Annotated in this window: 1 protein-coding gene; it reads left to right on the forward strand. The window is 72.3% G+C overall.

Features of this window, described 5'->3' with window-relative positions; translation table 11 throughout:
- Window positions 1-149: 149 nt before the first annotated feature.
- Window positions 150-740: hypothetical protein (locus tag ACJA3G_RS38025; RefSeq protein WP_406557551.1), on the forward strand; the 591-nt coding region annotated here is incomplete at its 3' end.

Here is a 740-nt window from a genome sequence, read left to right on the forward strand (position 1 = left end):
GGACGCCGGTCCTGGCCTCCGCGTGGTGTTCCACCGGCGCGCCGCTGGGCAGGAAGAACGCCGTGAAGGGCTCGGGCGGCAGGTCGATGGTTCCGGCCCGTTCCACCGCGCGTCCGGGACAGTCGAGGTCCACCGGTTGGTGACCCCTCATGTCCGGCGGACTGGCCGGCTCCTTCACCGTCCCGCAGGGCGCCGGCGCCGGTACGTACAGGGTGACGGCCATCTGCGAAGCCGCGTCCGCGACCGGCGGTGGCACGGTGGACGCGGGGTCGGTGTCCGCCCGGCCGGGGCCGCCCGAGGCCCTCTCCGCCTCGCGGACCTTCACGGTGACCCCGCCACCCCTCACACCGCCGCCCACGGGGAAGTACGAGATCACCATCCATATGACGGACTACCCCGCCGCCTGCACCTGGGGGAGGATCCTGGTCGGCGGAAAGGGGCTGCTCGACCCTTGGCTGGACGGGGACTCGAACAAGGGCGACGCCGCGCCCGGCCACTGGAGGTTCATCGACCTCCATGCCTACATTCCCCCGGACATGAGGGGTCACCAACCGGTGGACCTCGACTGTCCCGGACGCGCGGTGGAACGGGCCGGAACCATCGACCTGCCGCCCGAGCCCTTCACGGCGTTCTTCCTGCCCAGCGGCGCGCCGGTGGAACACCACGCGGAGGCCAGGACCGGCGTCCTGCCCAAACCCGATCTGCCGGGGATCACACCACTGCCTCCCACCCCCACCCCC

The organism is Streptomyces sp. YS-3, from assembly GCF_045257485.1.
Lineage (GTDB): Bacteria > Actinomycetota > Actinomycetes > Streptomycetales > Streptomycetaceae > Streptomyces.